18 protein-coding genes and 1 pseudogene are annotated in these 23,632 nt (G+C 59.0%); 3 read left to right on the plus strand and 16 right to left on the minus strand.

The window, feature by feature from the left end; genetic code table 11:
* Window positions 1-40: 40 nt before the first annotated feature.
* The 8 genes from D8M23_RS10850 to D8M23_RS10885 form a co-directional block, all read right to left on the minus strand.
* Entirely contained in the window at window positions 41-1,768 is a 1,728-nt protein-coding gene (locus D8M23_RS10850) for a hypothetical protein (RefSeq protein ID WP_126854773.1), read from the minus strand.
* A 307-nt stretch (window positions 1,769-2,075) separates the two neighbouring features.
* Window positions 2,076-3,431, minus strand: a complete 1,356-nt coding sequence (locus D8M23_RS10855) for an MFS transporter (protein ID WP_126854774.1) — start codon at window positions 3,429-3,431, stop codon at window positions 2,076-2,078.
* A 168-nt stretch (window positions 3,432-3,599) separates the two neighbouring features.
* On the minus strand, window positions 3,600-4,418 hold the full coding sequence (locus tag D8M23_RS10860) for a hypothetical protein (protein WP_126854775.1): 819 nt from the start codon (window positions 4,416-4,418) through the stop codon (window positions 3,600-3,602).
* 203 nt (window positions 4,419-4,621) lie between these two features.
* On the minus strand, window positions 4,622-5,440 hold the full coding sequence (locus D8M23_RS10865; protein WP_094757522.1) for a hypothetical protein: 819 nt from the start codon (window positions 5,438-5,440) through the stop codon (window positions 4,622-4,624).
* 286 nt (window positions 5,441-5,726) lie between these two features.
* Window positions 5,727-6,644, minus strand: a complete 918-nt coding sequence (locus D8M23_RS10870) for a hypothetical protein (RefSeq protein ID WP_126854776.1) — start codon at window positions 6,642-6,644, stop codon at window positions 5,727-5,729.
* A gap of 106 nt (window positions 6,645-6,750) precedes the next feature.
* Complete coding sequence (locus D8M23_RS10875; RefSeq protein ID WP_126854777.1) at window positions 6,751-8,346, minus strand: hypothetical protein; 1,596 nt, start codon at window positions 8,344-8,346, stop codon at window positions 6,751-6,753.
* A gap of 2 nt (window positions 8,347-8,348) precedes the next feature.
* On the minus strand, window positions 8,349-9,194 hold the full coding sequence (locus tag D8M23_RS10880; protein WP_126854778.1) for a hypothetical protein: 846 nt from the start codon (window positions 9,192-9,194) through the stop codon (window positions 8,349-8,351).
* Window positions 9,195-9,467: 273 nt separating this feature from the next.
* Window positions 9,468-9,986, minus strand: a complete 519-nt coding sequence (locus tag D8M23_RS10885; protein ID WP_126854779.1) for a hypothetical protein — start codon at window positions 9,984-9,986, stop codon at window positions 9,468-9,470.
* A 571-nt stretch (window positions 9,987-10,557) separates the two neighbouring features.
* Here D8M23_RS10885 and D8M23_RS10890 point away from each other — a divergent pair.
* Complete coding sequence (locus tag D8M23_RS10890; protein ID WP_006887688.1) at window positions 10,558-10,908, plus strand: TIGR02611 family protein; 351 nt, start codon at window positions 10,558-10,560, stop codon at window positions 10,906-10,908.
* Window positions 10,909-11,134: 226 nt separating this feature from the next.
* Here D8M23_RS10890 and asd read toward each other — a convergent pair whose 3' ends face one another.
* From asd to D8M23_RS10925, 7 genes are all read right to left on the minus strand, one after another.
* Window positions 11,135-12,274, minus strand: a complete 1,140-nt coding sequence (gene asd / locus D8M23_RS10895) for an aspartate-semialdehyde dehydrogenase (protein WP_070522334.1) — start codon at window positions 12,272-12,274, stop codon at window positions 11,135-11,137.
* Between the two features lie 218 nt (window positions 12,275-12,492).
* Window positions 12,493-13,179, minus strand: a complete 687-nt coding sequence (locus D8M23_RS10900; protein WP_126854780.1) for a dihydrofolate reductase — start codon at window positions 13,177-13,179, stop codon at window positions 12,493-12,495.
* Between the two features lie 8 nt (window positions 13,180-13,187).
* Window positions 13,188-14,096, minus strand: coding sequence for a thymidylate synthase (locus D8M23_RS10905; RefSeq protein WP_126854781.1), 909 nt, complete (start codon window positions 14,094-14,096; stop codon window positions 13,188-13,190).
* Between the two features lie 524 nt (window positions 14,097-14,620).
* Complete coding sequence (locus tag D8M23_RS10910; protein WP_126854782.1) at window positions 14,621-15,619, minus strand: NUDIX hydrolase; 999 nt, start codon at window positions 15,617-15,619, stop codon at window positions 14,621-14,623.
* A gap of 260 nt (window positions 15,620-15,879) precedes the next feature.
* Window positions 15,880-18,078: an RNA degradosome polyphosphate kinase gene (locus D8M23_RS10915; RefSeq protein WP_397545711.1), complete on the minus strand. Its 2,199-nt coding sequence runs from the start codon at window positions 18,076-18,078 to the stop codon at window positions 15,880-15,882.
* 173 nt (window positions 18,079-18,251) lie between these two features.
* Window positions 18,252-19,298: a mycothiol synthase gene (gene mshD / locus D8M23_RS10920; RefSeq protein WP_126854784.1), complete on the minus strand. Its 1,047-nt coding sequence runs from the start codon at window positions 19,296-19,298 to the stop codon at window positions 18,252-18,254.
* A gap of 123 nt (window positions 19,299-19,421) precedes the next feature.
* Entirely contained in the window at window positions 19,422-20,102 is a 681-nt protein-coding gene (locus D8M23_RS10925; protein WP_126854785.1) for a winged helix-turn-helix transcriptional regulator, read from the minus strand.
* 605 nt (window positions 20,103-20,707) lie between these two features.
* Between D8M23_RS10925 and D8M23_RS10930 the strand changes: the two genes are divergently transcribed.
* Both D8M23_RS10930 and ygfZ read left to right on the plus strand, forming a co-directional pair.
* On the plus strand, window positions 20,708-21,385 hold the full coding sequence (locus D8M23_RS10930; protein ID WP_126854786.1) for an FABP family protein: 678 nt from the start codon (window positions 20,708-20,710) through the stop codon (window positions 21,383-21,385).
* Between the two features lie 108 nt (window positions 21,386-21,493).
* Window positions 21,494-22,702, plus strand: a complete 1,209-nt coding sequence (gene ygfZ, locus D8M23_RS10935) for a CAF17-like 4Fe-4S cluster assembly/insertion protein YgfZ (protein ID WP_126854787.1) — start codon at window positions 21,494-21,496, stop codon at window positions 22,700-22,702.
* Between the two features lie 308 nt (window positions 22,703-23,010).
* Here the strand turns inward: ygfZ and D8M23_RS12225 are convergent.
* A pseudogene (locus D8M23_RS12225) lies at window positions 23,011-23,520 on the minus strand (S-layer homology domain-containing protein); the annotation flags it as partial.
* Window positions 23,521-23,632 lie beyond the last annotated feature (112 nt).

Raw genomic sequence — 23,632 nt, forward strand, 5'->3', positions numbered from 1 at the left:
ATCTGGGTCAAGTTCTCGGCGCAGACTTTGCTGCCCGCATTTACGGCTCAGGATTGTCAGAAACAGCACCTGAAGCCCTGTAAAACCACGGCACCGCTGCATCGTCTTCATTCTCCTGTGGGGGTACGCCGGAGGCAACCGGAAGATGCGGAATCAGCAGATCCACCTCGTCGCGGCGCAGAATCTCGGGGTCGGTTACCGCAGGCACGAACCCGGGCACCCGATCCCAGCTCCAGTAGTAGAATTTCTCGGGTGAGCTCCACGCGATCGTGCTGAACCCGCCCCTGGAATCCTCATCAAACTGATCTTTGACCCGCGCCTCATACAGGTACGGTGCCCGCTGACCGGTTGTCGGGTCCACCCCGTACCAGATACGTGTGATGAGCGCCCGCAGCATGGCTTCACCCGTATTGACGTGCACCGACGAGACCTGGCCGTAATCATCGTAGAGAACCTTGCCTTCGCCCGGGGCAAGTACGGGCGGCTCGGTTCCCAGAGAATCCACAATATGCCCCACCAGCGCCTCAATATAGGAGCCGCGCCCGGGGACCTCATCGCGAAGCTCCCAGACCAGGTTTCCTTCCGCCTCTAGGGTCGCGACGGCGCACACCTCCCAGTCGGTGGCACGCCACGGGGTCAGATGCTCCGCCACAAACACCAAACGGTTATTCCAACGGCGCATGACGAGCGTAAAATCTACGCCAAACCAGGGCCGCGCATGATTCAAGTTAGGCATAATCCCCGAGATAGGCATTAGCTCGGCGTAGGTATCGTGGTCGCCCTTCATAGAATCCCAATCGGGTTCGCAGGCGTCCAGATACATTCTGAAGGGGGCGCTTTGCGGGCTTTGAATTAAAAACTCCCCGGAAACGAGCCTCTGCCACGGATACTGGGTGTCACGAATATCCTCACCCTGCTGAACCGTCATAGGCCAGTGCGTAAAGACCGCACCATACTCTGAGGCGGGCGGGTAGGAACGGGTGGCTTGCCGGTAGGGCGCTGTCGGCAGATGGGGGAGTATGCGGCGCACATACTCGGGAATATCCTCGCCCGTGTCCGGGGGATAGATGAGGGGATCGGTATGTTCGAATGTGTAGCGCGCATCCTCGGTCGGAACGCTCCACGCCAGCTGCGCCGGAGGGTGGCAGTAGCTCAAAACCGTTGCCCGGTAGTCGGTCGTCACGTCAAGGTATGTTCGAGAACTGTAGTCGGTAACGTACGCCAGCCGAGTAATATTGTCACCCTGGCGCATATGGTATGAATAACACTTGTCTTCGTTCAGGTCTAGGAACTCACCGTCCTCAAGCGCCGTATGCTCAACGCTGAGGCTGCGGTACAGTGCCATGAAGACCGCCTCAATATAGACCGAACGCTGCGGGTCATCATCGTGCTGCTCCCAGTGAAAAGCGAAATTACGATCCACCCGGGCGCGCGCGTACGTGCGGTCAGAGGGCTCTTGCCAGGCCAGAAAAACGTGCGCCGTGAAGTAAAGATAATCCTCATCAGCTTTGAAACTAAACGTGATATTGCCTGAGAAATACGTGTACCGATGCACCAGATCGCCCCTAAACCGATGCGGGTTTTCGGGATCGAAAGGGTAAGGGTTCAGCTCCGCCATCAGGTGAAATTCCGAACCAATATAGTGCAGCACCCCGGGTCCCAGATACTCAGCAGGATGCCTGCCTGCGACCGGTTCACCGTTCTCAAGCGGTGCGGGCGTGTGGGCAATTGGCCAGGGAATATATGTGACTGCGGGGGTTTCTGCCATGCCGCTCCTTGAGGTTGATGTCTAGACCGTTTTATCTCATTTGAGATACGCACTGAGCCCCACCCTGTACACATTAATGAGGCGGCAACACGCGATGTTTAGCCATCATAACGTATCGGCACCTGGAAATACGTCAACGCCTCATAGTGTGTGCCTGCGGCGTGCCCCGCGGCTTATGCACCCTCCCCTTGTCTTCTGTAACTCCACGAGCACCTGATAAACAAATGAGAAAGCCGAGAAGGTGAGAGATTCCCACCTTCTCGGCACACTATGTTTCACATCATTCCTGTGTTGAAGGTTTTAGCAGCTAGAGCGATTTCCCGCGCTTTTCGGGCAGCGCGAAGGTAGTAACCGCCGCCAGAAGGAACGCCGCCGCGAAAACAGCGAACAGTACTCCGGTGCCGCCGAAAGAGATGAGCGGCGGAACGATAAGCGGCGCCAGAATTGATGCGATGCGCCCCAGACCGGCCGCCGTGCCGGTGCCGGTTCCGCGCAGTCGGGTGGGGAATACTTCCGGGCTGATGGCGTAGAGCGCGCCCCATGCGCCCAGGTTGAAGAACGAGAGGAAGCACCCGCTGAGGATAATGTAGAAATCCGAATGTGAGAGGCCGTAGCATACTGCCGCGCCTGCTGAACCAGCCAAAAATACGGCGAGGGTGGCGCGGCGCCCCCACTTCTCAATCAGGTAGGCGGCCACCGCATAGCCGGGCAGCTGCGCCAGGGTCATGATCAGGGTGAACGCGAAGGACTTTACCAGGCTGAACCCTTGCGCGCTCAGCAGTGAGGGTATCCAGATAAACGCCCCGTAGTACGAGAGGTTGATGCAGAACCATACGGTACACAGCGCCAGCGTGCGTTTACGCAGCGGAGCGGACCAGATGGAGGTTGCCTCCTGGGTGCCGTAGGCAGGAGCCTCAGGTGCATTGTCGCTGGCGGTTTCATTCGCGTGAGTTTGTGTGCTGAGGGCTGCGGAGCTCTCAAATTCGGCAACTACGCGTTCTGCCTCGTCAGTGCGCCCTTTCGACTCTAAGAACCGCACGGATTCGGGTGTTCCCCAGCGAATAATCAGCGAATACAGTGCTGGAATCACGCCGATAGCAAGCGCCCACCGCCAGCCGTTTGGGTTCGGCACAACAAAGGTGCCGATAAGCGCCGCAAGAATCCATCCGAGCGCCCAAAACGCCTCTAAAATAACGACCACGCGCCCGCGAATAGCGCGCGGCGAAAATTCCGACATCAGCGTGGATGCGACCGGCAGCTCAGCCCCGAGCCCCAGCCCCACAATAAACCGGAAAACCATCAAAACGGCCAGTGAACCGGCGAGTGCGGATGCACCCGTCGCCAAACCGTAGATGAGCAGCGTTGCGGCGAAAATGTAGCGTCGTCCAAAACGGTCGGCGAGAAGCCCGCCGACGGTGGCGCCCAGAGCCATACCCAAAAAGCCGATGGAGCCTAACCAGCTTGTTTCGGTGGGGGAGAGCGACCACTGTTTGGTCAGTGCCGCCATGATGAAGGAGATCAGCCCAACATCCATGGCGTCGAGCGCCCAGCCGATACCGGTGACGCCCAAGAGCTTGGTATGTTTGCGGGTGAAGGGCAGGGATTCGAGACGTTGTGAGAGGTTACGTGTGGCGGGGGATTCTGCTGTTGCAGCGGTTTTCATGGTGGATACCTTTGGTGCGATATTTTCTTCGTATCTCAGCATACACCAGGTTAGGGTGTTTATGACTCAAACATAGTGTGTGAAGGTAAGCACCCTCCCAATTTACGGGGTAAAAACCGTCAATAGTGAAGAAATATTACGCCCAGCCCAGACTAGAAAACTGCGCGTCTAAGCACCCTCCACAACGGGCAGGCGCTTTACCGCATAATTCACCGGGGCAGGAATACTCTTGCCGCGCAGAGGGTTATCGCCGTCATCGTCGGCACCCTCCCAGAACACTACACGACGCGGGCCGCTCCACACTACGCTCCCACTGGGCACCCCGCGCCCCACCACCTTGGCAAAATACGATGCGGCCTGCGTGAGGGGATGGTGCGGCACGAATTCCACATTCACAAAACGCACCACCACACCACCGGCTACCGTATGGTACGAGGCCCCAACAATAGGCTCAACGCGCTCAATGGTGCCCGTCACCTCCATCATTTCGCCCTCACTCAGATGCGGCGGGGTCACCCCCAGGCTGGTGCGCACCGCATCCAGTATGGCGGCCATGAATTCCATAAACTCCGGGTCGTCGCTGCGGATTTCCCACACCACTTTGAGGGTGGGCTCGATTCGGCCCCGCACGTAGCATACCCGGTCGTCGCCGGTGTCGCTGACAGCCGCAATATACAGGTTCTCGGAGTCGGCGGAGTACTCAAAGAATAGTTCCTGGTCCTCAAAATCGTAGGCGCCCTCATTTGAGAACCCCCGAAAATTCTTAGGGTTCAGCGGGTTATACGCGGGAGGGTTAAAGAAGAAATAGTCTACGAATTCATAATCCACCTCGACGGTGCCGCCGCCCTTAATGGGGTCTTCATCGGTTAGCGCCCGGTCAATCGTGAAAATCCCGGGGAACAGCCGTGAGGCCGGGTGTACACCGGCGTTTGAGGAAGCGGCTAGGGGCCACGGAACGTACATTATGGTGTAGGAATACTCGCTCACGGGTGATCCTTTACGAGGTGACAGACACTGTGTTTGTAACTGGCGTCTTGGGCAGGTGGTTGGTGTGCCGCGGCACCCTGTGCCGCTGACTTTAGCATCTATAGTAACCCTATACTATATGCGCGGGCAGAGGATATTTGTCCCAACGGGGAGAAAATATCCTCTGCCCGAACCGATACCCTCTGCTGGCGCTATAGGCGCAGCTACCCCACACGCTGCCTGCGGATCGATGAATCAGGCAGATGCCGCAGAATGGGCTGCACATGCCACTCCGGAATATCGCTGCCGGTGAGCGGAGTATCAAACAGGGGGTTCATGCCGTACGGCCAGCACCGGGCGTCCTGCTCGGCGGCGTGCCACGCCAGGGCCGTATCCTCCTCAAAGTAGCTCAGCACCCGCCCATAGTACCCGGCTTTTGCGTTGCGGGTCTGGCTGTTGGAGTATTCGGTAATGTTAATGACTCGAATAATATCGTTACCTTCCCGCAGGTGATACGAGGACGCCTCACCGTCGGGGGAGCGCACAGCCACACACTGTCCGTCGGCTATGGTGCGGGCGGGGTGGCGCATACTTTTATGCAGGGCGCCGATGACGGCCTCGGTGTAGTCCCGGCGGCGCGGGTTCTCATCCCGCTGCTCCCAGTGCAGGTTAAGCTGCGCATCAATACTGGCTAGGGCGAAGCGGCTCACGGCCGGGTCGTCCCAGTGCAGGCGGCTTCGGGCACGGATCATGAGTTCGCCGCCTCTTGCAAAGTATTTGAACTCAATGTCGGGTGCCCACTGGTCAGCGTCGGGGCTGTGCAGGTACCCCACGAAGTCAGCATCGTGATTGGGTGTGAATATGGGCGGCACCAGGTACAGTTCGTGGGTGGGGTCGCTGATTCTTGTGTGTGCGATGCGCAGCACGCCAGGCTGCAGGTACTCCGCCGGATGCGCCCCGGGTTCGGGGGCGGTGTAGAAGACTTTATATTCGTCGGTGACTGGCCAAGGTGTGAATTGTATGGTGTACGGGAAGCTATTCACATGTGTTCCTATAACGGGTTATTTATCGGTGTGGTGATTGGTGTCATGCCCTAAATAGTTATGCATATATGATAGCTTAGAGCGGCCCGTTTTTCTGCCATATTCCTGAATAATTTTAGAGTATTTTTACGTATATATCTTTAAACCTGTCGAATTATTTGAGAGTAATCATTAATCCTCTACGGTATATATCGCTCCCTTAAAGTATAAAAATACAAATTGTGTATAGGAACGTGTGTTGCTGGCCGTGCATTACGGCCCGCAGCACACGGCTCAACGCAGTGGTTTATGCGTCTTGTACCAGCGGCAGGTGCGCAATGAGCTGCCGAATATGCTCCGGAAGGTCCTCACCCGTCAGCGGAGGAAAAGCCGCCGGGCTCAATTTCTCCGGCCAGTAGCGGGCATCCTCGCCGGTGCTCCACGCCAGATATTCCGGTTCCGCGGTGTTAAAAAACTGTGCCACATACACTGGGTCCGGCGCACCAATACCAATCGGGTGCTCACAGGCCACAAGCCGAAGCATCTGCGGCTTCTCAACACGCGTGCAGCCGCCTTCGCTGAACCTATCGGCCACCAGGGTAGTGGCGTAGTGCAGCGAGCCTACGGGGCCACCCCAGTCGTACTCAGAATCCTCCACCAGGTGTGCCTCACCCTCAGCAAGCTCAACCGGGGTCAGTGACAGGCTCTCCACCAGTGCACCCAGCACGTTCTCAAGGTAGCGGCGGCGATACGGGTTCGTATCATGTACCTCCCACACCGGGGTCATATCCTCACCGATACGCACCTGGGCAAGAAGGTTGGCTTTAGCCCATTCTTCATAGTCGGGGCCCTCTTGCGGGGACCAGAAATAATTATCCTGTTCAACGGTCAGAAGCAGCTCAGTTTCGGTAATATCCATCCCAAAAATGAGCCCATCGTCGGCGGCCTGCGAGAACGGAAATACCGACAGGTACCCCGCACGGTACGGGAAGCCCCACCGGTTGCCATTCTCAAACATTTCCGGGGTGAGCCCTTCCCAAACCACCTGGTAACGCAAGATGCAACCCTTCTCGCCGTTTTCCACCCCTTCCTCCCAGGCGTAGGGAATGTGTAGCTCCCCGGGGATAAGGCGCGCCGCCGGATGCTTAAACTGCTGCTGCCGCTGAATCCACCCGGCGGGCACGGGCCAGGGGATGAACTCGGTCAGAAAAAGGTCGTCGGTCATGCTCTGTTTATTCCTTTCATATAGCGTTATAACGCATGATTAGCTGGCTGTATTGTATATGTTCTCAGGGTGCAGAATTCCGCTAATGCGCAGAATCCTTAGGCGGCTACTCGCTGCCCGCTGGCGGCAGGTGCGCACTCAGTGCCCGCACGGGGGCGGGAATCTCATCGCCGGTCAGCGGCGGGAAATACGCCTGATGCCCCGGTGCCTTCCAGTACCGGACACCATAGGAACCGGTACCCCACACGAGCACACCCGTCCCGTCGGCGGTTTGTACCTGCGCCTGGTATAGCTGCACATCACCGTCCACCCAGCCAGCCCCCACCATAAATGCGCGCACCATCACCCCGTCATGGCAATAATGGTAGGTGCCGAACTCCTCAGCCACATCGAACCTATGCGGCAGGTGCAGGCACTCTCCCTCAGGGACTATTGGCGGCACCGTGCCGGGGATGGTGCGCATCACCTCGAACACGGCCTCAACCAGTTCGGCTCGGCCCGGAACCGTGTCCCGCACCTCCCAGGTGAGGTTCAGTGACGAATCAAGGCGTGCCACCGCTATCTCTTCCACTCCGCGCGGAGACCATACGGTATCAGCGGCACTTGCCACCAGTAGTAGGTCCCCACACAGCGCAGCCTGCCGAAAATAGAAAGCGAGACCTCCTGCGGGGTCCTCAGGAAGCTCGGGCGGGAGCTGGAAGAAACAGCCAGGCACCGGGGTGTGGGCATCATCGACGGCCATATACAGGCTCAGGTTTTCAGGTTTACCGTCTGCACGTTCCACGCTCAGCTCGCCGGGCACCAGGTGTCCCCACAGATCCGGTGCCGCGCTCATGCGCTCTGCCTGCGCAGCAGCCACCGGCCACGGCGTGAACGTCACCCTGTAGTCTGTGACCTGCGGCGGCTGCGGAGACGCGCAAGCGATCGGTGCAGGCGGCAGGTACGGCAGGATTTCCCGCACAAACTCGGGAATCTGCTCCCCAGTCAGCGGAGCATCAAAGAGAGGGTTCATGGTATCTGACCAGTAGCGGGCGTCCTCAGCCGCCACCTGCCACACCAGGCCCCCATGATCGGGCAGTACTTGCGCGCAGTACTCCGTCACCGTGCGACGCTCGGGGTTGCCGTAGCGCTGGTCCACCTCAAGAACACGGGTAATCTGCCCGGGCGCAGCAGCCGAATGCAGATGGTATGAAGTGAACCCGTCGGGGGAGCTCACCCTAGCGTATTCACCGGGGCCAAGGAGGTGCGGGGCGGTGAGCATCCCCTGATGTATGGCTGTCACGGCTGCCTCAATGCAGGCCATGCGCTCTGTATTCGTGTCGCGTTTAGTCCATGTGAGCTTCAGGGCGTGGTCTATGGCGGCGGTTGCATAATGCGTTTCTTGCTCCCACAGGGAGGAACCACACACGCGAACCAGCAGCTGGTTCTCATCGGCCGTGAAATGGAAGCACATGCCCTGCGGTTCGGGTTCATCCGGCAGGATGATTGGTGTGGCCTCAGCGCTGAAACTATGCGGGTGTTCCGGGGTGAACGCGGGCGGCACCAGGAATAAACTGTGCGCGCTGCCGCCTGCTGTGAGGGTGAGCAGCCCGGGCTTCAAATGTTGAACCGGATGCGCACCCAGCGACGGTGTGCCCTCACTGTTTCTTTGCGGGCCAGCCACAGGCCAAGAGGTGAAATATACGGAAGGAGAAGAGGCCACGGTTACTGTTCACCCGTTCCATGCTCGGTGAGGGACGCACCCGGGGCGGCTGGCAGGTACGGCAGAATCGCCTGCACCTTCTGGGGCAGCGCATCGCCGCTGAGCGGGGCCTCATAAAGTATAAGATCAGGCACGAACGTGTAGCGCGCATCCTCGGGGGTGCTCCAGGTGAGCACACCAACATGCCCGCTGTGGTCCATAATGGTGGCCGCATACCCGCCGGTGATCCATCTGCCCTCGGGCTCTTCAACATCCCAGCTGTCGGTAATGAACAGGCGCGTAATGCTGCTGTTCACACACAGATGGATCTCCACCAGCTCCTGCTCACCTGTGCTGAGGGTCCGCTCCCTATGGAAATGGTGACCTTCGGCAAGCACCACCGGGGTCACATGGAAGCTGGAATACACGCTCTCGAAAATTGCCTCAATCAGTCGGGCACGCTCGGGCAGCCTATCACGTACCGTCCAGGTGAACTCAAGGTCGGGGCCGATAGCGGCCTCAGCGATCACGCCCTCCTCATCGTAAGCATATGGCTCCCACATGAGGTTACTCACCGCCTGAAGGCGCATCCCCTCACGGCGCATATCGAACATGATAGTGAAGCTGCTGGTGATACGGGCCGTGGTGGGATCGGTGGTGAAATCCACTCGATAGTCGCTGTATTGGGTCGGCTCAACTTGGTTATCCCAGTTCAGAAAAAGCCATGACTGTTCACCATTGGAACAGCTAATGTGGAATTCGCCCGGTATGATGCGTTCCCACGGCTTCTGAGAGGCGCGGATACGTTCGGCGTGATACACCGTGATAGGCCAAGGCGTAAAAGTCACAGTATAGGTGCGGTCGGTCATAGTTCCCTCGGGTCGTGCTGTGCCCGCGAAAGACTCGTGGGGCTGTGCGGTTGGTTAAGAGTGCGGTATAGAGGATTGTGCGCTCGCCCGGCAGAGAGAGAAACGCATCATTGCGGGGCATGCCACCCCGGCGTCCCACGCCTCTTAGGATACCCTTTGCGACTGGGAAAACCCTTGGTGCTCCGCACGCAACGCAATCAGCAGTAAGGCGTGCTCAGTAAAGATAGGAACGGCAGCTTACCCCTGACGGGGCACCTTCGGCACAGCTGGCAGCTAGCTCTTGCTCTTGGGTGGGACACTCAGTGTGGGGCTGGCTTGCATACTGCGGTGTAGCGCCTCCGCTATGGCTTGGATAAACGCCATCCTGCGCGGGTTGTCGTCGCGCACATCCCACCACAGGGTCATATCCCGCCCAATATAGGCGATGGCGTACACCCCGTTGCGGTGCTCCTCCCAGAAAACGGTGTCACCTAACGCTATGATGGCCATATCGTCGTCGGTGGGGCTGTGCCATTCGATACTCACATCATGCGCCCACCGTTCGCCTTCGCCCAGTGAGTACAGCTTCCCGCTTCTGGCATGGGTACGGCACACTCCCGGTCTGTCGGGGCGGGGCATAGGGTCAAGGTACAGCTCATAACAGCCCCGCCCGGGCGTATGAACACTGATCACCCCGGGCTTAAGCCGGTCTGCCGGGTGCGCATCATCCCACGGGTATACGGCCAGTTCAGGGGGTACCGTCCACGCGGTGAATTCTGTGGTGAAACCGGTGTCGTAATCGGCTGTGTCCATAGTTTTCCTTCTAGCTGCGTGCCTGTGCGCTGCGTGAGTTTTGGTTTTCTGCGCTGAACATGCTGATAACGGGGTCGGGTTTTACCGGGTGCTGAACACGGCAGGATGTGGGCGGAACACGCCCGTGCGGTTTATATCATCAGCGAGGGTGATACTCACGGATCTGTAGACGCTCATTGCGTGGTTCCTTCCCGGAAGATGCGCGGCGCGTAACGGGGCAGTTTTTACCCCCGGAAGCGGTAAAACCAGCGGATGCGCCTTATTTTAGATGGTTTGTATACTACTACCTTGCGGGTGTTGGCGCGCCCAGAAAGGGTAACTTGTATTGCACATCACCATTTGTTCATAGGTTTAGCAGCCCGCACGCTCTCAGACAGCGAAAAAGGAAACCATGCCGCGGAAAAGCGAGTGAAGAAACAACACCCCTATTCCGGGTGCCGCTCGTCTATCCTGGAGCACGGCTGCTACGCCCCTTTCCTAGCGTACTCACAGGCGCCGGTGATAGTCTTACTTCAATGCCGTGTGCGCCGCCCGGCATACTCCCTCACTGCTGGAAAGAAGGTGACGCACCGTGAAAACCATCGAGGACGAAGTCAAAGAAAGCGAAACCAGCCGGTTCCACCGCTGGTTAGAGAAGAAAAAAGCCCGCATGCACGCCCACCCGGTGATGCGCCACCTGTACAAGCCGCTCGTGATCGGCGTGGGCGGCTTCTGCCTCATCGCGGGGCTGATCATGCTGGTGACCCCCGGCCCCGGCTGGCTGTTTATCTTTATTGGCCTGGGAATCTGGGGAACCGAGTTCGCGTGGGCGCATCACCTGAACCAGCGGCTCAAACGGCTGGTGCTGCGTATCTGGCACTGGTTCAAAGAACGGCACGCCGAACGTAAAGCCCGCAAAACAGAGGCCCGCAGGCAAGCATAACCCCAACCAACCCGAAGGCACGTTACCTAACATAACGTGCCTTTGCTGTGTGGCGGGAAAACTAGTTGAGCATGCTCTTGTGCCCGGTAAGGAAGAGCGCAGCTGGTGTGTGCGCGGCACAGTACATAACGTTTCATTGCCTGCGATCTGGGGGGCAAACTCAATATGAGTGGGCGCGGTACCGTTTACACGGCACCGCGCCCACGAATACTTTGAGAAGGCTACTTTAGAGCTTTCCGACCGCGATCTTGAGCATGCGGCGCACCGGCTCGGCGGCACCCCACAGCAGCTGGTCGCCCACCGTGAAAGCACTAATGTACTGCGGACCCATCGCCAACTTGCGGATACGCCCCACCGGAATATTCAGCGACCCGGAAGCGGCGACCGGAGTCAGCCCCTCCATCGTGGCGTCCTTAGTATTCGGCACCACCTGGGCCCACTGGTTATCTTCAGCGATAATGCGCTCAATCTCGGCAACCGGCAGGTCTTCGGTCAGCTTCATCGTAAGCGCCTGAGAATGCGAACGCATGGCCGCGATACGCACACACAAGCCGTCCATTATCACACGGTTATCGCCCTCAAGACCCAAAATTTTATTGGTCTCGGCATCAGACTTCCATTCCTCGCGGGACTGCCCATTGCCCAAGTCAGAGTCAATCCACGGGATCAGCGAACCGGAAAGCGGAACCCCGAACTGCGCGGTATCCAGCTCACCCGAACGCTGCTTAGCGAGCACCTTACGGTCAATCTCCAGGATCGCCGCTGCCGGATCGTTAAGCTCGGCAGACACCTCATTACCGAGGTCGCGGAACTGCCCCAGAACCTCGCGCATATGACGGGCGCCGCCTCCCGAAGCCGCCTGATAGGTCATCGAGGTGGTCCATTCCACCAGACCCTGTTTGAAGAGACCACCCAGCCCCATGAGGAGGCATGAGACAGTGCAGTTGCCGCCAATAAAATCTTTCACACCGGATTCGAGACCGCGGTCAATCACATCACGGTTAATGGGGTCGAGCACGATAATGGCATCATCGTTCATGCGCAGGGCAGAAGCGGCATCAATCCACAGCCCCTCCCAGCCGGACTCGCGCAGCTTCGGGTGAACCTCTTTCGTGTAGTCACCGCCCTGTGCGGTCACAATAATCTTATGCTGGCGAAGCTCATTCAGATCGTACGCATCCTTCAGCGTAGAAGGTTCAAGCGTGCCGTCGAAGGTGGGGGCTTCACCGCCCACATTGGAGGTTGTGAAGAAAACGGGAGAAATATCGTTGAAATCGTTCTCTTCAAGCATGCGCTTCATCAGCACGGAACCAACCATGCCGCGCCAACCTACAAAACCTACTGAGTCACCGGGATTAAAATTCATAATTTCTAGTCTACCCCGTGTACCACATATCGCGTGGAACAGCGTCATAACCCCTAGTCAGTATGGTAAATATGCCTGGAAAAGGTGAAGTGCGAGAAGCGTGATGAGCTGTGGCGTAAGACGTTGTGAGGGGAACGAATGTACCCCAGACAAACGGGACTACACTTTGCCGTTCGCACAGGCGAACGTTACTGTATGGAATTTCCGCGCCAGGTACATCAGAGGCGGGCTAGGGTCTGAAATGAATAGTACATGGGATTCTTCCCGCCCGAAGCATCCAACAGGTAGCCGCGTTCGCTCTTCTCCCAGGCGCTTTCACCCAGGGTGCGCCATCGCGCCGGTTCGCCCGCGGTCACGAATCCTTCTACCGCAAGTTCGGGGGCGTAGGTATCACCCGTAATCTCGTTACCTTCCTGGCAGTAGAAGAGGGTGCGTTCGATAATTTCGACGCGGCCAAAGGAAGGTAAGTCCTCGCGGGAAAGCGCCTCCGCATAGACGGAACCGCCGCCAAGGATCCAGGCAGTAACTCGCTGATGTGGTGAATCCGGGTGCTGGGTAGCGTTGGGTGTTAAAGGCGTGTTGCTCGCAAGGGTGAGAGCCGCATCCAGCGACGGAACCCAAAGCGCGCCATCGCGTTCAAGAGGCGTGGCTGAATCGCCCGTAATACTGCGGCTAATGACTATATTGGTGCGCTCGGGCAGCGGCCGAAAACGCGGTGGAAAAGACTCCCAGGTGCGCCGTCCCATGATGACGGGCTTACCCATGGTGACGGTTTTGAAATGCGCAAGGTCTTCGGGGGCACGCCAGGGCATGGTGCCGTCGCGCCCAATAATACCCGCATCGGTCTGCGCCCAAATAGCGCCGAGGCACGGTCGTGCGGGTGAGGGGGATTCATATTCACGCATCGATTGTCCTAAACCGCGATGGGGGCAGAAATCCCCGGATGATGCTCATAATCGACGAGTTCAAAGTCTTCATACTCGTAATCAAAAATAGAAGGTTTCTTCGTTTTGATAACGAGTTTGGGGTACGGGTAGGGCTCACGCGGGGGATATGGGTTACCTTCGGGGTCGTTGCCGTAACCGAGCTGCTTTTTCACCTGTTCTAGGTGGTTGGAGTAGATATGGCAGTCGCCGCCCGTCCATATGAACTCGCCGGGTTCCATGCCGACCTCGTGGGCTATCAGGTAGGTCAGCAGGGCGTAGGAGGCGATATTGAAGGGTACACCCAAGAACATGTCGGCGCTGCGCTGGTACAGCTGGCACGACAGTTCCTTCACGCCGTCAGGGCGTTCGTGCACGTAAAACTGGAACATGGCGTGGCAGGGCGGCAGTGCCATCTCATCAACCTCGGCGGGGTTCCACGCCGAGACAATGTGGCGACGTGACGACGGGTTCGTTCTGAGAGATTCGATCACTTTCGCGATTTGGTCGATGGTGCCGCCGTCGGGGGTGGGCCAGGAGCGCCACTGCACCCCGTAGACCGGGCCGAGGTCACCGTTCTCGTCAGCCCATTCATCCCATATAGTCACGCCGCGTTCCTGCAGCCAACGTATGTTTGAGGAACCGCGCAGGAACCACAGAAGCTCGACCGCCACCGATTTGAAGTGCACACGCTTGGTAGTAATCAGGGGGAAAGAATCACGCAGATCGAAGCGCATCTGCCGCCCAAATACGCCGAACGTGCCGGTGCCCGTGCGATCCGTGCGCTGAGCATCAGCGGCAATAGCATCACGGTTCTCATCAAGAATTTCGCGCAGCAGATCCTCATAGGGCGTTGGGATGCTCTGCTGACCAGAGACGTGATGCGCGGGCGTGCTCATGGTGACTTGACTCCTGGGCGTAGATTTTTAGTCAAATTCTATTGTACGGGTACAGGGGGAGTGGAGCCAAGTAGCTTTCTCACGCTAAACGTAAAACCGATTCTTGACGTTCAGAAAATATAGCTCTACCTGTTTTTGCTGAGGCTTTTGTATTTTCCGAAGCTGTTGCCGTACCCGTCGTCGTAGTAGCTCATAATTCGTCTCTGCTGCATCCTCTGCGTTTTGTTTGGCTTGTGCCTGATAGCGGTGCGTACGATTGCGCCCCTTTGTCCTTGTCTCTTCAGGGTTACGAGACTCAATGATAGACGAACGGACTTCGAAAGTGGGACCATCATTATCCACGTGCAGTTCAGGCTGGGGAGGGTAGTGATCGGATGGATTTTGATGGAGACTAAGAACTTTATAGGCGTTGTCTTCCTGAATTTTCTCTCTTAATACAACAGAGCAGAATACCCTCGTTCCGCTCACCCCAAACGTGGAGAAAGCGGAACGAGGGGATGAAGTTATTGGAGCATAGCGGGTTCTTAGTCCGTGAACGGGCGCACCACTTCAGCCGATACGATGCCGCCGCGTTCGTACGCGGAGACCTGAAGCACCAGTATGTCCCCCGGTTCGAGGTACGGGTCTTTGGCGGGCAGGTGTTCTTTCTGCTTTTTGGTGAGCAGGTGTTCGGCTACCGCATCCAGCACCACCGGCAGTACCGGACGGTGCGTGCACACTAGGGCAGGGGTGCCCTTTTCGAAGAGGGACGCGATGGTTTTTGCGGTGCGTTTGGGGTGGCGTTCCGCGCCTGCCTCTGAGAGTGACTTTTTCTCTTTCACCGTCAGGGAGTACTCGTTCACGTAGGGGGCGACGGTCTGCACACACCGAAGCCAAGGCGAGGACAATACCTGGGAAGGCTCCCACGCCGTCAGCAGCCGGGCCAGCGCAAGCGCCTGCCTTTTACCCGTACCAGCGAGGGGCCGCTCGTCTTCGGCTGCTGACCAGTTGGCGCGTGGTTTGGCTTTCGTATGGCGGGCAATAATGATGGGGTGCGTGTCTAGCCCGCTGGTAGCCCACAGGTTCTCGAACGCCTCTAGCGGCTGCAGGTCTGAGGGGTTGGTGAGCATGGTGCGTGCCTTCTTAATGCTCACCCACTGGATATCGTCCACTTCGTCCTTGTCGGCGCGCGGTTTCTGCCCCGCCGGCAGCTGTGCGGCCCAGTAGAAGACATCTTTGGTTTTGCCGTTGACCTTGTACCGGGTGGTGCCCAGGGGCACCCCTAGGTGTACCCGCAGCTGCACTTCTTCGGAGATTTCACGGATTGCTGTTTCGGGGATGGTTTCGCCCGCGTCCTGTTTGCCTTTGGGCCATGACCAGTCGTCGTAGCGGGGGCGGTGAATGATGAGCAGCTCGATTTTGCTGTTGCGTACGCGCCAGATGAGTGCGCCTGCGGCAATAATTTCAGCGGCGTTTTTGGGGGTGTAGGTGAGGGCTAAGCCGTTGGGTTGGGTATGCGCGGAGTAGTACGTTGTTTTAGGCACGTGTTCCTTCTCGGTGCGTAACGGGCGGGCGAGGTGTGGTCGGGGTGGAGCTGTTAGGCGTCCGTTCCTCCCATAACTATTCTAGGGGATTAAACGCCCCGTTCCGTCACCTGTGCGTTACCTTCCGTTTACTTTGGTGGTGGGGTCTGTTGCTCGGTGGCCTGCGAAAAGCGGCTTTCTGGCAGCCCGGTATGTGTGCAGGGGCGTTTCGCAGCCAGAAGCCACTTTTCGCAGGGGTGAGCCTCAGCGCCTCAATGCGGTTACACCTTGTCCACGTTCTTCCGGGAGCGTGAACGCAGGTAATGCGACTGCACATCCCTGAGCGGGTTACCCTCAGCGTCCTGGTTAAAACGTGTCCAGGTGCCGTTGGCGTCTAGATGCCAGGTGCGGGATTCGTCGCTCATGTACACCGTGAACATGTCGAGCAGATACTTAATATGGCGGGGATCTTTGATCCGCACCAGCGCCTCAATACGGCGGTCGAGGTTGCGGTGCATCATATCGGCTGACCCGATGTAGACGATAGGCTCACCGTTATTGGCGAAAGCAAACACGCGGGAGTGTTCCAGGAACCGCCCGAGCACCGAACGCACCCGGATGTTCTCGCTGAGCCCGGGAACGCCGGGCCGTAGGGCACAGATTCCGCGTACCACCACATCCACGGGAACCCCAGCCTGTGAAGCACGGTAGAGCGAGTCGATAATCGCCTCATCCACTATGGAGTTGCACTTGATCTGGATGCGTGCCTCTTTGCCCGCCTTGTGGTTCTCAATCTCCTTTTCGATGCACTCGATCAGCCCGCTGCGTAGCGAGCGCGGTGCCACCAGCAGGGATTTGTAGCTGGTTTTGGGGGCGTACCCGGAGAGCTGGTTGAACAGGCGTGAGACGTCTTCGCAGATTTGCTCGTCGCACGTGATAATCCCCAGGTCTTCGTAGAACCGTGCGGTGGAGGGGTGGTAGTTGCCGGTGCCGATGTGCGCGTAGCGGCGCAGCTGGTTGCCTTCGCGGCGCACCACCAGGGAGAGCTTGCAGTGGGTTTTGAGGCCCACAATGCCGTACACTACGTGCACGCCTGCGCGTTCGAGTTTGCGGGCCCACGAGATGTTTGCTTCCTCATCGAAACGGGCTTTGATTTCGACGAGGGCAACAACCTGCTTACCTGCTTCTGCCGCCTCGATGAGGGCGTCTACGATGGGGGAGTCGCCGCTGGTGCGGTACAGGGTCTGCTTGATTGCCTGCACACGCGGGTCGGCTGCGGCCTGGGCGAGGAACGCCTGCACACTGGTGGCGAACGAGTCGTAGGGGTGGTGCAGCAGCACATCGTGGTCACGTGTTGCGGCGAATACGTTCGCTTCTTTAGCGGTTTCGGCGGCGTTGAGCCAGCGGGAGGTGTGGGCAATGTGTTTGGGGTAGTGCAGGGCGGGCCGGTTGGCGCGCACGATTGCACCCACACCGCGCAGGTCTAGGGGCGCGGGCAGCTTGTACACCTCGGATTCGTCAATGTTCAGCTCGGAGATGAGCAGGTCAAGGATTGTGGGGTTGATCGTATCTTCAACCTCAAGGCGCACGGGCGGGCCGAATCGGCGGCGCAGCAGCTCCTTTTCGAGCGCCTGCAGCAGGTTCTCGGCGTCGTCCTCTTCAACTTCAAGGTCTTCGTTGCGGGTCACCCGGAAGACGTGGTGTTCCACCACTTCCATGCCGGGGAAGAGCGTGTCTAGGTGCTCGGCGATAATCGTTTCCAGCGGGATGTACCGTGACTCTTTCCCGGCGGTGTTGGCGGCGCGTGCGCCATCAACTGAGATCATGCGGTCAAGCTGGTCGGGTACTTTCACGCGTGCGAACAGTTCTTTGCCGGTTTGCGGGTTGCGCACCAGCACCGCCAGGTTCAGCGAAAGCCCCGAGATGTAGGGGAACGGGTGTGCCGGGTCTACCGCCAGTGGGGTGAGTACCGGGAAAATATCGCGCAGGAACTCTTGGCGCAGGCGGGTTTTGGCGTCTGCGTCTAAGTCATCCCAGCCCACAATATGAATGTTCTGTTCTTCCAGCTCGGGAAGTACCTGCTGGTGGAAGACCTGCGCGTGTCGCTCCTGCAGCTGGTGTGCGGCGGTGGCTATTGCCTCCATCTGCTCGTCTGGGGTGAGCCCGGCGGCGGATGGTACGGCGAGCCCGGTGGCGATACGGCGTTTGAGCCCGGCCACTCGCACCATGAAGAATTCGTCAAGGTTCGAGGCCACGATAGAAAGAAAATTCAGGCGCTCCAGCAGGTACAGGTCGGGGTCTTCGGCGAGTTCGAGTACGCGCGTATTAAAGTCGAGCCAGCTGCTTTCGCGGTCGAGGAACCGTTCGGTGCCGAAATCGCCTTCAAGGCTGGGCAGGGTGATTTTTTCGCCTGCTTCGATGCGGTCGCTGCGTGTTTCGGCGCGCTCAATCTTTGAGACGTCGTTCCCGATGTGAATCACCCCGGTGACGGGTGCGGGCTCTTTGGTTTTCTTTTGCGGGGTTTTAGGTGCCACAGTGTTCCTTTCGGTCGATCATATTTTTCGGTGTTCCTCTAACCGGGGGCCTCATCGCCCTCCGGTAAAGGAACGAACGTTCTTTACAGGTGCGGGTGGGTTTACCTGTGTAGTGCCGCTTATTCGCCTGATGCCGGGCGGGCTGGGGCGTACATGCGGTCAATAGTTGCCACCGCAAAGCCCAGCGACTCGTACAGTGCCACCGCCGGGGTGTTGTCTGCATCCACGTACAGTTCGATGGACCGCAGCGGCACGTTGTGTTCATCATGCGCCAGCGCCAGGTACGCCAGCCCGCGCAGCACCAGGGTGCGGCCCAAGCCGCCGCCTTGAGCGCTTGGGCTAACACCTACCACGTAGATTTCACCGGCCGGTGACAGTGCCGTGGCGGGCTGAGAGCGCGGTATTTTCGTCCACGTGAATGCGGCGATGCTGCTGGGGTTTTCACGGTCGCTGGCAATGAAGAACCCTTCGGGGCGGAACCAGTCGGCGCCGGTGCGTTCACGCAGGTCTGCGAGGGTCAGCCGCCCCTGCTCGGGGTGGTGGGCGAATGCCTGGGCGTTGACCCGCAGCCAGGGCTGCTCGTCGTCACGGGTGTAGGTGCGCAGCAGCAGATTATCAGGCAGCTGGCGGGCGTCGGAGGCCTCCACCAGGTTCTCCCGAGTCTGCGGATCCAGCGGCAGCACCATCTTGTACAGCACCCGCACCGGTTTGAACCCTTCAGCTTTCGCCAGCGCATTCGCAGGTGACTCAATACCGGTGTCCTGCGCACTGCCGTGCACCCACAGGTTGTACAGGGAAGCTTCGGCCCCGAGCTCGGCGATCGCCAGTTCGAAGAATTCCTGGCCCAGGTGCACGCCTCGCGCATCCGGGTGAACAGCCGCCTCAATGACCCCCGGAACCGTGTCCTCTTGCCCGCCGGATGCGGGTACCGCCACCAGCACCGCCGCAAGATACCCGGCTCGCTCCAGCACAAATACGCGCGGAGGCACCGCATCGTGCGTGGCGAGCGCCTTACTCATCTCAATGCGGGTCTGTTCGGAGAAGGCAGGGGCGCCGTCGTGCGCCTGCACTGTGGCGGCAAAGTCATCGAACTGCGCCAAGAACTCGTCACTGAGCACGGGCTGGGTGAAAGAGACCGCTTCGGGGGTGAACTGCTCTGGTGCCATGTACGCCTTCTTTCCGCTGTGCCTTCTGTGTTTAACTCTATCGGTTTTCTGGGCGGTTTGGTGACGGTTGAGGGGTGTATTACCCTACGCTGAACCCCGGTGTATGCGGTGTGCTGCGGCAGGTTAGCGCTGGGCGTTAAAGCTGTACCCCACGTTGCGTACGGTTGAGATCATCTGCTCATATTCGGTGCCGAGTTTAGAACGCAGCCGCCGCACGTGCACATCCACGGTGCGGGTGCCGCCATAGTAGGCGTCGTACCCCCACACCTCCGAGAGCAGCTGGGCGCGGGTGAACACCCGGCCGGGGTATTGCGCCATAAACTTCAGCAGCTCAAACTCTTTGAACGTGAGGTTCAGCGCGACGCCGTTGAGGTACGCCGAGTACGCTGGGGCATCAATATACAAGGCCCCTACCCGGATGATTTGGGCGGAGCTTTCGGCGTCTGCGGAAGATTCTGGGGAAGTGACGACCAGGCGCAGGCGCGCATCCAGCTCGGATGGAGACACCTGGTCGAGCACAATATCGTCCACCATCCATGCTGAAGAGACAGCCGCCATCCCGCCTTCGGTAAGTACCATCATGAGGGGGACGTCCAATCCCGCCGTTTTGAGGGCCTGCGCCGTGTTGCGTGCTTCAATGAGTTTACGGCGGGCATCGATCATCACAACGTCGTGGTGTGCCGTCTCAAAACGTTTCGCGGAGGTAGCCAGGGGGTACAAATCCACGCGGTGGCTGAGCACGCTCAGGGCGGCGATGTCGGACTGCTCGCCGGAAGCATCGCTCAGTAGCGTAATGCGGTACATGGGCCCTCCTGGGTTTTACCTGGTAGAACACCATTTTACCCGGCGGGGTGTGAACACCCTGTATGAGAGCTGTGCACGTTACTCGGTGCGACCGGTTACGAGGCGGGCCTGCTCGGCAGCGGTGCGGGCCGAGGAGCTGGTCGAGTCACCTGAAATAACCTGAGGTTAACATTAGGGCCGGGCACGCATCCGCTGTGATATTTTTTAAGCATGGATAACATTTTTGCTCTTGAAATCTTCTTTATCTGCCTGCTGGGCCTGGCATCTATCTGCATCGCAATTGGTGCGCTGAAGGTGCTTCTGGGCCTGTACCGCGGCCAGAAATAAGCTTGTACACCGCGAACACGGGGCACACCGTTCGTGCCCTGCTGGTTTATGTGGGTTTGTGCGGCGCTAAGGGCTGTAAAGGTGCGGCTCCAGCTGGCGGGTACAGCACCTTATCGCAACCTTCTCAAGGCTGTTTGACACCGTGATGATGCGCTTGCCGGCCCTTACGCTGGTGAGTTTTAGAGCGTGAGACGTAGGCGTCTGGGGCGGTTATTCCAGTAGGGAAATTAGCTGCCTCATGTGGTGGAGTGAGCCCGCACACCGTTAGACTGGTGTGTATGGCAATTGAAATTCCAAGCAACTTGACCCCCGAACTTGTGCCTTTCTCATGGCTCCTTGGAACCTGGGAAGGCACCGGTACCATGTGGTACAAAGAGCAGGAGAAAACCCCTTTCGGCCAGGTTATTACCTTCACCCAGGACGGCCTGCCGTACCTGGAATACCGTGCCGAGTCGTTCCTGCTTGACGATGACGGGCAGAAACTACGCCCCATCACCATAGAAACAGGGTTCTGGCAGATTGACCGCCCCCTCACCGACGCGGATGGCGGGTTCGGGCTGGTACCTAAAGACATTGTTCCCGCTTTCGCCGACGCGGAATCGGTCGAAACCCTACGCAACGAAGATGACGGATTCAACCTGATCGCCACCATCGCCCACCCCGGCGGTATTAGCGAAAACTACGTGGGCATGGTCAAAGGCCCGGTGGTGCGTATGCAGACTGCAAACCTGATCCGTGATGACATTTCCCACCAGTATGCCGGTTCGGTGCGCCTGTGGGGGCTGGTGAACGGCAACCTCATGTGGGACTGGGAGATCGCGGACGACGAAGGGAACCTGCACAAGCACGCCTCCGCAGAACTGCGGAAAACCTCATCCATGTCCGGAGATTCGCTGGGCACAGGCATGTTCGGTTCCCTCGGCGACGGCGCAGAAGAAGGCTCCGCCGAAAACTAGGACTACGCCACACAGCATAGAACCCGCACACCCGCCGTCCCGCTGCGGTGTGCGGGTTTTGCAGACCGCCTGGCCGTCACTCAGATCAGAAAGCATGAGAGGAACACCATGAGCACCGCCGAGAATACCGTCGCTGATGCGCCCGAATACGCCCCCATACTCAGCCCCCTCATGCAGGTGCACGGTGCCTTCGCCGCAGACGGGCCGGATGCGGGCGTAGCGGCGCACTACGGCGACCCCCTCGCAGAACAGCGCGCCCTAGCCCGTGACCGCGGGGCCACCACGGGGGACCCCGTAGTCGTGGACCGTTCCTCCCTCGGTATCGTGAGGGTCTCCGGCCCCGACCGTGCCAGCTGGCTCACTTCCCTCGCATCCCAAGTCTTGACCGACATGAACCCGGGGGACAGCCGCGAATTTTTGCTGCTTTCCCCGCAGGGACGTATCGAATATGCGCCCGCCGCTGTCGAGGACGGGCAGGCGCTCTGGCTCATCGTCGAAGGTGCACAGGCGGAACCTCTCACCGGCTACCTGAACCGCATGAAATTCATGCTCCGCGTCGATATTGAAAACATGAGCGGCGACTATGCCGTCGTTGAGACCGCCCGAAACCCGCGCGGAAAACAGGGTGCGGCCCATCCTGCCTTTGCGGATGCCCTGATCTGGCGCGACCCGTGGACGGCACTCGTCGAAGGCGGCTACCATTACAGCGCAACGCCTGATGCGCATCCCGGCACCGACTACGAACGGTACCTGAGCATTATTCCCCATGATAAGCTCACCACCCTCACGGAAGGCGCTCAGCTGGCGGGCGTCTGGGCGGCTGAGGCGCTGCGCATCGAAGCCTGGCGCCCGCGCGCAGGTACCGAAATCGACAATAAAACCATTCCGCAAGAGCTGGATTACACCCGCACCGCCGTGCACTTCGAGAAAGGATGCTACAAGGGACAAGAAACCGTCGCGCGTGTGCACAACCTGGGGCATCCACCGCGCCGCCTGGTCTTTCTCGACCTTGACGGTTCTGAGCACACCCTGCCCGCAGCGGGCAGCGAACTCTTCGTAGAGGGCAAACCCCGGGCGGTGGGGCGCATCACCTCGGTGGCGCTGCACCATGAGGCGGGCCCCATAGCGCTCGCCGTCATTAAGCGGGCCGTGGACCCTGCGGCTCCTCTGCGTGTGGTAGATACCGGCGAGGCCGCAACCGCTGAATCCTCAGCTCCCGCGACCGAATATGCCGCGGCACAGACCCTCATCGTCTCTCCCGAGGCTGGCGAAATCGCCCGCAAATCCGTTGCGGGGCAAGACTTCCTCAAACGTTAGGAGCTTTCAGGCTTGCTGGGCAGGCTATGCACCTGCGGACAGGGTTGCTACTTCTGAAATTTCACTGTATAACGGTGGCTGTCAGATGGTCGTGGTACATTCAGGTACATGAGTGAACAGACTTCCGGGCATCACGACGATTCTTACCAGCCACACCGGCCAGAAAGCTACACGGAAAACACCCCGACGTCACTGTAGCGTCACAGGCGGCTCATAAACCTTCTGTGACGCTACAGTATTTTCGCCCACTGGCGGGGTTAGCGGCCCCGTACCCGTCGTAAAGACGTCCGCGTGCTAGTACGTATTGACTAGTGCTTGTACCGGTAGATAAACGCGGCCATCGCATCACGGTGGATCGGGGTGAGCGGGCGGTACGTGCCATCAGCCCAGCCCCTTGTGACCTTCCGGGATGCCAGCCACGAAATCTCGCGGTAGAACTGGGAGTGAACGGGCACATCCTTAAACGGTGACTGCCGCGGTGCCTGATACTCGGGTGAACCCGCGTGCCGGTAGAAGAAAGCGGCCATCGCGTCACGGTTTACGGGGTCGTGGGGCCGGAACGTACCGTCCTCATACCCGGTGGTGATGCCCTGCTGGTGCATCCACAGAATCTCCCGGTAGAAGGGGAAGTCGGGGGAGACATCCTTAAAGGGGGATGTATCGGTCCACCGCACGGCGGGTGATCCTGCCATCCGGTAGAAGTAGGCCGCCATGGCTGCGCGTTCCACATTCTCCTGCGGGCGGTAGGTGCCGTCCCCATACCCGAAGGTAATGCCTTCATCTCCCAACCAGAGAATCTCGTGACGGAATGGGGAGTCTTCGGTATCCCGGTAAGGCTGCGGGCCAATGGGTGTTTTCCTGAAGGCGGCATCGCGGGAGTTGCTGGTGGTTGCGATACCAGGGAGCGGGCTGCCGTTAAACGTCAAAGAC

The organism is Rothia sp. HSID18067 (assembly GCF_003989445.1).
In the GTDB taxonomy this organism is placed as follows: Bacteria; Actinomycetota; Actinomycetes; order Actinomycetales; family Micrococcaceae; genus Rothia; species Rothia aeria.

Coding starts and splice junctions, on each gene's coding strand:
- D8M23_RS10850 (WP_126854773.1), bottom strand. CDS start 1,768: ATGGCAGAAACCCCCGCAGTCACATATATTCCCTGGCCAATTGCCCAC.
- D8M23_RS10855 (WP_126854774.1), bottom strand. CDS start 3,431: ATGAAAACCGCTGCAACAGCAGAATCCCCCGCCACACGTAACCTCTCA.
- D8M23_RS10870 (WP_126854776.1), bottom strand. CDS start 6,644: ATGACCGACGACCTTTTTCTGACCGAGTTCATCCCCTGGCCCGTGCCC.
- D8M23_RS10880 (WP_126854778.1), bottom strand. CDS start 9,194: ATGACCGACCGCACCTATACTGTGACTTTTACGCCTTGGCCTATCACG.
- D8M23_RS10885 (WP_126854779.1), bottom strand. CDS start 9,986: ATGGACACAGCCGATTACGACACCGGTTTCACCACAGAATTCACCGCG.
- asd (WP_070522334.1), bottom strand. CDS start 12,274: ATGAATTTTAATCCCGGTGACTCAGTAGGTTTTGTAGGTTGGCGCGGC.
- D8M23_RS10900 (WP_126854780.1), bottom strand. CDS start 13,179: ATGCGTGAATATGAATCCCCCTCACCCGCACGACCGTGCCTCGGCGCT.
- D8M23_RS10905 (WP_126854781.1), bottom strand. CDS start 14,096: ATGAGCACGCCCGCGCATCACGTCTCTGGTCAGCAGAGCATCCCAACG.
- mshD (WP_126854784.1), bottom strand. CDS start 19,298: ATGGCACCAGAGCAGTTCACCCCCGAAGCGGTCTCTTTCACCCAGCCC.
- D8M23_RS10925 (WP_126854785.1), bottom strand. CDS start 20,102: ATGTACCGCATTACGCTACTGAGCGATGCTTCCGGCGAGCAGTCCGAC.
- D8M23_RS10930 (WP_126854786.1), top strand. CDS start 20,708: ATGGCAATTGAAATTCCAAGCAACTTGACCCCCGAACTTGTGCCTTTC.
- ygfZ (WP_126854787.1), top strand. CDS start 21,494: ATGAGCACCGCCGAGAATACCGTCGCTGATGCGCCCGAATACGCCCCC.